General features: G+C 26.1%; 5 protein-coding genes. 1 reads left to right on the forward strand and 4 read right to left on the reverse strand.

Annotated elements, in window-relative coordinates:
• Positions 1-133 precede the first annotated feature (133 nt).
• On the forward strand, positions 134-1,558 hold the full coding sequence (locus MBCUR_RS00600; RefSeq protein ID WP_067088924.1) for a lactaldehyde dehydrogenase: 1,425 nt from the start codon (positions 134-136) through the stop codon (positions 1,556-1,558).
• Positions 1,559-2,615: 1,057 nt separating this feature from the next.
• Here the strand turns inward: MBCUR_RS00600 and MBCUR_RS00605 are convergent.
• From MBCUR_RS00605 to MBCUR_RS00615, 4 genes are all read right to left on the reverse strand, one after another.
• Positions 2,616-3,365, reverse strand: coding sequence for a hypothetical protein (locus tag MBCUR_RS00605; protein WP_067088927.1), 750 nt, complete (start codon positions 3,363-3,365; stop codon positions 2,616-2,618).
• Between the two features lie 65 nt (positions 3,366-3,430).
• On the reverse strand, positions 3,431-3,718 hold the full coding sequence (locus MBCUR_RS00610) for a right-handed parallel beta-helix repeat-containing protein (protein ID WP_067088929.1): 288 nt from the start codon (positions 3,716-3,718) through the stop codon (positions 3,431-3,433).
• Positions 3,719-4,405: 687 nt separating this feature from the next.
• On the reverse strand, positions 4,406-4,540 hold the full coding sequence (locus MBCUR_RS10890; protein ID WP_281190499.1) for a hypothetical protein: 135 nt from the start codon (positions 4,538-4,540) through the stop codon (positions 4,406-4,408).
• Positions 4,541-4,583: 43 nt separating this feature from the next.
• Positions 4,584-5,461 (reverse strand): transglutaminase-like domain-containing protein (locus tag MBCUR_RS00615; protein WP_169805768.1); only part of this gene is annotated, 878 nt, incomplete at its 5' end.

A 5,461-nucleotide genomic window follows, 5' to 3' on the forward strand; every position in this document is an offset into this window, starting at 1 on the left:
ATAAAAATGTCAAAATATACAGAATAAATATATAAATTCATAGAATAATAATAAGACTAAAAATAAAAATAATAAAAATAATAAAAATAATATCCTATTTTCTGTTATAAAAAATGGCATAAAATGTGAAAAAATGACAATAAATGATAAAACGCAACATAAAATCAATAAAAAGGAAAAAAAGAATACAATAAATATTATTAATCCATATAATCAAAAAATAATAATTCAACTAGAAAAACAAAATATTAAAGATCTTAAAAAACTTATATCTAATGCAAAAATGGGTCAAAAAGAGCTAATTGATTTTTCATCGAGAAAAATATCAAATGCTTTATACACTGCTTTTGAAAATTTAAAGCATGAAAAAAAGAAAATTGCTAAAATACTCACAGAAGAAACAGGAAAACCAATTAAAGATTCTATTGTAGAAATGGATAGATCTATTGAAACATTAAAATTCTCAGCTGAAGAATCTAAAAGAATCTACGGAGAAAGTGTTCCATTAGATGCTGGTTTAGGGGGCAAAGGCTTTTTTGCATTTACTCAAAAAGTTCCATTAGGTCTTGTTGTTGCTATTACTCCCTTTAACTATCCAGTCAACTTAGCCATTCATAAAATTGGTCCTGCAATAGCTTCAAAGAACTCTTGTATTTTAAAACCTTCACTTAAAGCACCTCTTGCAGCCATTGAAATGTCAAAGATCATATCATCTGAATTTCCGCAAGGAGTACTAAGCACAGTTCTTGGTGGTGGAAGTGAACTTTCCAATGAACTAATTACAAATCCTAATGTAGATAAGATCACATTTACTGGAAGTGTTGAGGTTGGAAAGTTAATAGCTTCAAAAGCAGGAATGAAAAAAGTATCACTTGAACTTGGTGGAAATGACCCATTAATAATATTAAAAGATGCAAATCTTGAAAAAGCAGTTAAAGGTGCTGTAAATGGAGCATATCTCTTTGCAGGTCAAGTATGTATGGGAGTTAAAAGAATAATAGTGGAAAATGAAATAGCTGATGAATTTTTACAATCATTTAAAAAAGAAACAGAAAAATTAAGAGTAGGCAATCCAATGAATAAAAATACAGATATTGGGCCACTTATTGATGAAGAAGCAGCCAAAATCGTTGAAAAGTCTGTTCAAAACATGATTGATACTGGAGCAGATTTAATTACAGGTGGAAAGAGAAAAGATAATTTTTACACTCCAACAATTTTAGACAATATTGACGGTGAGAGCAGTATTATTAAACAAGAGCTATTTGGTCCTGTTGCACCAGTCATTAGAGTTAAAGATGTTGATGAAGCTATTAAAATAGCTAACAACACAGAATTTGGTCTTCAAGCTGGAGTTTACACAGAAAATATCCACAATGGATTAAAAGTTGCTAATGAAATAATAGCGGGATCAGTTTTTATAAATAAACAATCCACATTTAGAACAGATAACATGCCTTTTGGAGGATTTAAAAACAGTGGTGTTGGAAAAGAAGGAGTCAAATATGCTATAGATGAAATGACAAAAACCAAATTAATTGGATTAAATCTAAGATAGAAAAAAATAAAAAAATAATTTGAAAATAGAATGTTAGAAAGTCCATGAAAATTTGAGCTCAATACAATCTTTTTTTATAATTTTCATGAAGTATACGCTAAAAAAATTAAAAATACAATTTAATAATTATTTTAAATAAATTTAAAGGCTTTCTAAACCAAAATATTTAAATAATGATGATTACAGACATTTTATTGCAATAAAAATGAAAATGTCATTAGTTTACGATAAAGAAGACCCAAAATGTAATTTATTAGACTTAATATTTATATTCCTAAAAGAATTTTTATAAAAAGCTATTTTAGCTATTTTAGCTGAATTGGCTTTGCCAGAGATTCCACATCTACAGTCTTATTTTAATATTACAGTCCAATACTTATTTTTTGGTAATATATTTTCTATCCATTTTTTTAGTAAATGAGGATGTTCCATAGTTCAAAATTTTTAAATTTTAGATAATTTAAAATTGGTTTTAAATTGATTAAATTTAGTATAGTTGTTAATTACAATTTTATTTAATAAAATAATGCTTAATAAATTATTAATTTATATTTAAATAGCGATTTATTGATTAAATCAATTTCAAAGAAATTAATTTTTTTCATGAAATTAATCATGGGACATCTTCAAATGACTAATTTCATTTTATATTTTTAGAAAATCATGATATATTTATTTCAAAACATCTTGAATAATTTCTTAAATTCTTAATTTTTTCATATAAATCTGACCTCCTGATATTAAAATGTATAAAAAGAGTATTTTGATTAAGAATACTCTTTTAAGGCTATGTGTTAATATTCTCCTAAAGATTCAATAGAGATTTTTTCAAGGTTTTTCTTATTTTTACTTAGAATATTTGAAGAAATATGGTTACCTTTTAAGTAAGAGATACCAATACTATTCTTATAGGCTTTATTTTTATAAGCAGTGTTTGAAGAACCTAAAATTACTAACCCAGAATTGCTAGAGTAGCTAATTTTGTTGAAGCTATATTTTGATTCATCATCATTGATGAAAATTCCATTATTTGTGCTGTAGTAAATGCGGTTGTAGCTTACTGAGTTTTTTTGCCAAAAGAAAAGCCCATGCCTTCAGAACATTTATATGCAGAATTTTTTTTAATAATGTTCTTATTGCCTTGAATATATATGCCTGAATTGAAATAATAAATTTTATTTTTATAAATGGAATTGTAATTTCCAACAATATTCAATCCATTTTCAGAAAAATCTACTTCATTTTCCTTAGAGTTTCCTTTAATCTTGTTATGATTAACTTTATTATAATTTCCAACAATATTTAGTCCATTTATACTTTTAATAAATCTATTATTAACAATTGAGTTTTTAGAGCCTTTAATAGCTATTGCTTTGTTCAAGTTTTTGTAAAAAAGGTTTTTGCTTATTTTTCCTGAGTTTAGTTTTCCATAGATCCCATAGTCATATTTTGAAATCTTTAATCCAATTATATTTATTTTTTTGTTTTTGTTATTCTTTAGATTAATAGCTATTCCTTTATTTTTTCCAATAAATCGTACTTTACCTTTTGAATCTTTAGTTGTGGTTATAGTAATTCTTTTATTAACAATTAGTTTTAAATTGTTGTAATCTCCAGCACGAAACTTAACAACATCTCCATTTTTAATAAATTTATTATCTTTAATAGGTATTTTACCACTAATCATTTTAGAGATAGTGTCAGAATCAGTAGAATTACTAATACCATAAGTGGCTGCACTAACACTACCAATAAGTATAAAAATTGATAAAATCACGATAAAGACAAAAACACTCTTTTTTAACATGAAAAATCACCTAAAAAAATTTAAAAAGATATTTTAAAAAATATCTTCAAAAATTTATATTATACTCATTCTGGATAAACAACTGGATTGTACCAGATATTCTTTTTATTTCCTTTAAAAACATTATTTTTGAAAATAGTACTTCTTTCTTGATATACAATTCCATTTACACAGTTAAGAATTTTATTTTTAGTTAGGATATTCTTATTGCCGTTGATATCAATGCCATTTTGAGCTTGGGAAATAGTATTTTTGTATATGGCATTATGTGATCCATAAACCCCAATGCTAGTTATATCGTTTTTATATATTTTGTTTTTATAAACTTTGTTTAATTTGCCTTGGATAGTCATGTCTGCTTTGTAAAGTTTGTTGCTTATTATTAAATTCTTATTTCCCTTAGTGGTAATGTAAGAGTTTATTAGTGTATTTTTATTAAGATTGGTTCCATATCCTCCAGCTTCTATGTTACCTTTAGTTATTTTGTTTTTATAAATTTTGTTTAATTTGCCTTGGGTGGTGATATATGCTTTGTAAAGTTTGTTGCTTATTATTAAGTTTTTATTTCCTTTAGTGGTGGTGTAAGAGTTTGTTAATGTGTTTTTATAAAGAATGGTTCCATATCCTCCAGTTTTTATGTTGCTTTTTTTTATTTTGTTTGAGTATATTGTGTTGTTTTTTCCCTGTGTGTCAATGTCTGAAAGAGTAAAGTTGTTTTTGTATATTTTGTTTTTGTTTCCAGATATTTTAATTCCGTTTTTATAAAAAGTTATTTTGTTAAAATAGCTATTGTTTGTCTTTGCTTTGATTGCAAGGTCATAATTTTTTATGTTTAATCCGTAAATTTTTACTTTTTTGGCTTTGATGTTGATGAAAATACCGTTGCCTTTGCCTATGAATTTAGCTTTGTTTATTTCTTTTTTGTTAGTGGTTAGTTTGATTCTTTTTTTGATTGTTAATTTTAAGTTTTGGTAGTTTCCTTCTTTGAATTTGATTATGTCTCCATTTTTAATGAATTTGCCGTTTTTTATTGGTAAATCTCAGCTAATCATTTTAGAAATGGTGTCAGGATCAGTAGAATTGTTAATACTATAAGTAGTGGCACTCACACAACTAGCACATAGCAATATTATAAATATTGCAACAGCAAATAAACATATTTTTTTAGTTAACATTTGAAATCACTCCTTTTTTATATAAATATTGAATTAACTTTCATTAGAATCCATAATTAAGATGATTTTCTAAATCTTTCTTTGTAACCATATTTTTGTCACTTGGATATTTAATAGCATCAATAGCTACTTTAGGGCGGGCTTTAAACTCTCCTTTTGTTTTTGGTGACTTATTGTATTTGTAGTGAGGATGTATTGTATCTAGCCAGTGCCAAGCTGTTAAAGTTTTTCCATTTTTTGTTAATTTAACATAAGCACAAGCCCAATAATGACCACCAAAAACATCACTATGTGCATAGATAGCAGGTATTCCAGCAGTTCTAAGTAAGGAAACTACTAGATTTGAATGATCTGCACAGTTTATAAGATTTATATCGTCAGATCCGTTGCCTTTAATTTTATTTATTTTTTCAATTGACCATAAATCACTATGATGGCTATCACGATAACCAGAATATTTCTCTTTTTTTCCAACCCATATATAAATAGCTTTAGCCTTTGATAGGGAAGTTAGTTCACCATTGATTTTGCTATCTTTGTCATCTCTTAAAAGAGTTATTAATTGTTTTTTTACAATAGAATGGTTAACATGAACCCATTTTTTATTTTTAGCATGATTAATCAATGTTTCATTATATTTTATTCTTTCTTTACTTGTTAAATCATCTTTGAAGTATATATCCGTGGTAGAAGCTACATAAGCTTTTTGTGTGTATTTGCTTGTTTTTCCATTTATTTTAGTGGAAATTTTTAAAGTGGTAAAAACATAGGGGTTTAGTTTATTGTTGACACCTGTGTTAAGATTTTCAGTATGCTTGCCATAGTATGTAATTTTGTAGCTACTTGGAAATTTCTTTATTTTAATAGGGGAATATTTTTTGGTTTTTGAGTTTTGAACATACCATTTTCCTGATATGCTTG

This window comes from Methanobrevibacter curvatus, assembly GCF_001639295.1.
In the GTDB taxonomy this organism is placed as follows: Archaea; Methanobacteriota; Methanobacteria; order Methanobacteriales; family Methanobacteriaceae; genus Methanoflexus; species Methanoflexus curvatus.

Coding starts and splice junctions, on each gene's coding strand:
- MBCUR_RS00605 (WP_067088927.1), bottom strand. CDS start 3,365: ATGTTAAAAAAGAGTGTTTTTGTCTTTATCGTGATTTTATCAATTTTT.
- MBCUR_RS10890 (WP_281190499.1), bottom strand. CDS start 4,540: ATGTTAACTAAAAAAATATGTTTATTTGCTGTTGCAATATTTATAATA.
- MBCUR_RS00600 (WP_067088924.1), top strand. CDS start 134: ATGACAATAAATGATAAAACGCAACATAAAATCAATAAAAAGGAAAAA.
- MBCUR_RS00610 (WP_067088929.1), bottom strand. CDS start 3,718: ATGACTATCCAAGGCAAATTAAACAAAGTTTATAAAAACAAAATATAT.